Here is a 4,065-nt window from a genome sequence, read left to right as displayed (position 1 = left end):
CCGAGGATTATCGCGGCAATGGGCTGGGACAAAGACAATCTCAGCGAAGATCAGAAGCAGACCGTCAGTGCGCTGGCGACACTGGCGGCCGGATTAGCCGGTGGCTTGACCGGCGACAGCACCGCTGATACGGTTGCCGGTGCGCAGACTGGGAAAAATGCGGTTGAGAATAACTATCTGAGCAGTACGGAAGCCAGAGCACTTGATAAAGAACTCTCCGACTGTAAAGCGTCTGGTGGTGACTGTACGTCAGTGATTGAGAAATACATTGAAATCAGCAACAAGAACAGTAAAGAGCTAATAGAGGCCTGTACCGGTGGCGGCGTAGGTTGCGTCACATGGGAGGAGCTTATCCAGGGAGCGACAAATGTCGCCAATGATGCACATCCATCACAATTCCGGCTGGATGAAAAATTGAAAGATCCTGATGCGGCGGCATTGGTGAATTATATCAACGGTGCCGATCTGAAATTCCTGAAAGACAATATCACGCAAGGCGATCGCCTGCTGTCTATTATCAGCGATCCGACTTCATGGCCGGTCGCCGTTATGGGAGGGAAAGCCATCATTACTAACAGTGCGGGAGCTAAGGAGCAATTAATAGCCGCAGGTGTATCGAGTGCTGCTAATACAGCCATCCAATATGGAACAAGCAAAGCCGGCGAAGTCAAATTATCAGATGTTATCGGGGCCGGAGTTATCGGTCTTATTACTGCCGGCAAAGGTTACAATCCAACAGTAACTTGGAATGCAGCAGGTGGTTATTATCAGGCAGAAATCAATGGTGATGATCCATTTATGGGGGGCCTATTGAGTAAAACGGGGGCATCAGTAGGTTATGTCGCGGGTAATATTATCAAAATACCAATGGATAAAAAACTTAATCCAATCTCTAAACAGTACGAATGGGTTCCGACGGGTGTATGGACTATCACAAAACCAGTCCCTCAAAATAACTTACCTTCTCTTTCTGGAAATGTAGCTGACTCAGCTGCTTCTGGGGGATTCTCTGATGCATTACAAAACTCCATAAAAAATAAGGAGAATAGCAATGTTAATAAGTAAAAAATCACTACTGGTACTGTTGTATTTATGCGTTGCGTTCTCTTTAATGCTTTTTTTTGTAAGTTTTATTTTTCAAGTGCTTGGGTATTGGATTGGTGGTGGTGATCAGATTCTAGGATACTTGATGGATAACTTTCATAAAGTATTGAAGACAGGTTTAGTGGGGGTTGGTGTTGGATGTGTCTACTGGTTCTTTTACTATCGAAATATCTAGACTGTTGATTTAAAAAATATTTTTAATTGAGAGTGGCTATCTGAGCGTGTCTGAAAAAAGGGGCTTGAATACAGCAAGGCGTTCAATATTGCCCTCGGTACCCACCTCAGTGCCGAGCAGATGGCGGCACTGACCAGCAATATCATCCTCATGGAAACCCGTGAAGTCGCCGGACAAACCGTATTAGTCCCAGTGGTCTATCTGGCGGGGATTAAACCGGGTGAGTTGCATGCCAACGGCGCATTGATTGCGGCTGACAATATCGCCTTAACGGATGTGCAGGGTTTCACCAATCAAGGGGCGATTAAAGCCACCAATGACCTGCAAATCAGCATGGCGCAAGACATCACGCTCAATAACCGTGGTGGCCTGCTTCAGGCGGGCGGCAATATGCTGCTCAGTACACTGAACAGTGATATTGACCTGACCAGTGCGCGACTCAATGCCACCAACCTGCAACTGGACAGTGGCCGCGATTTAATCCTGCGCACCAGCAGTGAACAACTCAGTAGCAACAATGGCTCAGTGCTGCGTAATCAAACCATTTTGGGGCCGCTGGCGAGTATCAATGTCACTAATAATGCAACTATCAATACCGAACGTGATTTTATCCAACAAGGTGCCGGCCTCAATGTCGGTCAGGATCTTCAGGTGAATACCGGCGGTGACTGGCTGCTCAATACGGTACAAACCCGCGACCAGATAAGTGCAAATTATGGCAGTGGCAGCGCGAGCAGTGAGCATATCCGCCATCTGGGCAGTGAGGTGAATGTCGGCGGTGCGCTAACCGCCAATGTGAATAATCTGACCGCGGTGGGGGCCAATATCAATGCCGGCACTATTGATGTGCAGGCGCAAAATATTAACCTCAGCGCGGCGACTGACAGCCTGCACGTCACCGGCGAATCGTCGAGCAAGCGCCATACCAGTTCAGTGGATCTCTATGATGAAACCCTGCGCGGCAGCCAGTTGAACGCCACCGGCGCTATCAATTTGCAGACGGCAAAAGACATCACCCTCAGCGCCAGCGCGATACAAACCCATGGCGCGCTGACACTGGCGGCGGGCGGCGATGTCACCCTCACCGCCCAGACCGAACAGCATGACGAGCAGCGCACTCATACCGGCACTAAAAAAGGGCTGGCCTCCAGCACCACCACCCGCAGCGAGGACAGCATTAGCCAGACGCTGGCGGTCGGCTCCATGCTATCTGCCGGTGCTATTGATGTCAGTGGCAAAAATATCGCGGTCATCGGCAGCAATGTGGTGGCAGACAAGGATATCAACCTGCGGGCAAAAGAAAATATCACCGTCGGCACTGCGCAGCAGCGCGAGAGCGAATCTCACCTGTTCGAGCAGAAAAAATCCGGCCTGATGAGTACCGGCGGGATTGGTGTCACGGTGGGCAGCAACAGCCAAAAAACCACCGACACGGGCAAATCTCTCTCCAACGTGGGCAGCACGGTGGGCAGTGTGCTGGGCAATGTCAGCATGACCGTCGGTGAAGATCTGACGGTGCAAGGCTCCGAGGTGTTAGCCGGGAAAGACATCAATCTGAGCGGTAAAAACGTCAGTATTCTGGCGGCGGAGAATCAAAGCAGCCAGACCCATAGTGTCGAGCAAAAAAGTAGCGGCCTGACACTGGCGCTATCCGGTGCGGTCGGCAGCGCCCTCAATACCGCGGTCACCACCGCCAAAGATGCCCGCGAAGAGAGCAATGGCCGACTGTCTGCGCTGCAAGGTGTGAAAGCGGCACTCAGTGGTGCGCAGGCGGTGCAGGCAGGCCAACTGGTGCAGGCGCAAGGGGGCGATACTGCCAGCATGTTCGGCGTCAGTGCCTCATTAGGCTCACAAAAATCGTCCTCGCAGCAGCATCAGGAACAGACCAGCGTGACCGGCTCGACCCTGACGGCGGGCAACAACCTGACGGTGACAGCCACCGGCGAGGGGAACCCGGCGAACAGCGGCGACATCCTGGTGCAAGGCAGCCAGCTTAAAGTCGGCGGCGATACCACCTTAGACGCCGCCCGTGACTTGCTATTACTCGGTGCCGCTAACACGCAAAAAACTGACGGCAGCAGCACCAGCGGCGGTGTCAGCATGGCGGTGACCGGCGGCGGTGGCTCTGCCAACCTGAGTATCAGTAAAGATAAGCTGCACAGCAATTATGACTCAGTGCAGGAACAGACCGGCATCTTTGCAGGCGCTGGCGGCTTTGATATCACCGTCGGCGAGCATACTCAACTCGATGGCGCGGTGATTGCCAGCACGGCTGACCAGAGTAAAAACAGTCTGGACACCGGCACTCTGGGCTTCAGTGATATCGAAAATAAAGCTGACTTCAACGCCGAACATCAGGGCGGCAGCCTGAGCACTGGCGGCCCGGTGGGTTCTGACCTGCTGAGCAATCTGGGCGGCGTGGTGCTGTCGGGGCTGGGCAATGACGGCCATGCCGAGGGCACGACTCAGGCGGCGGTATCTGAGGGCAATATCACCATCCGCGATACCGATAAACAACAGCAGAATGTCGAAGACCTGAGCCGCGACACCGACAATGCCAACGGCAGCATCGGCCCGATATTTGATAAAGAGAAAGAGCAAAACCGCCTGCGTGAAGCGCAACTTATCGGTGAGATAGGTGGTCAGGTCAGTGATATCGTGCGCACGCAGGGCAAAATAGCGGAAGAAAAAGCGCTGAAAGACCCGGTCGCTATTCAGGCGGCGAAAGAGGCGTTGGCCCAAAAAGGTAACCTGACGCCGACGGAAGAACAGCTGACCAACCAGAT

The 4,065-nt window shown here is 53.0% G+C and carries 1 protein-coding gene and 1 pseudogene; both read left to right on the top strand.

All coding sequences use genetic code 11. The features are described from left to right. Positions 1-1,065: VENN motif pre-toxin domain-containing protein (locus tag FTA91_RS06075; RefSeq protein ID WP_186366646.1), on the top strand; the 1,065-nt coding region annotated here is incomplete at its 5' end. A 274-nt stretch (positions 1,066-1,339) separates the two neighbouring features. Then, positions 1,340-4,065 (top strand): annotated as a pseudogene (locus FTA91_RS06070) (hemagglutinin repeat-containing protein); the annotation flags it as partial.

Source organism: Yersinia thracica (assembly GCF_902170565.1).
Taxonomy (GTDB): domain Bacteria; phylum Pseudomonadota; class Gammaproteobacteria; order Enterobacterales; family Enterobacteriaceae; genus Yersinia; species Yersinia thracica.
This window is presented reverse-complemented; position numbering and strand designations above follow the sequence as displayed.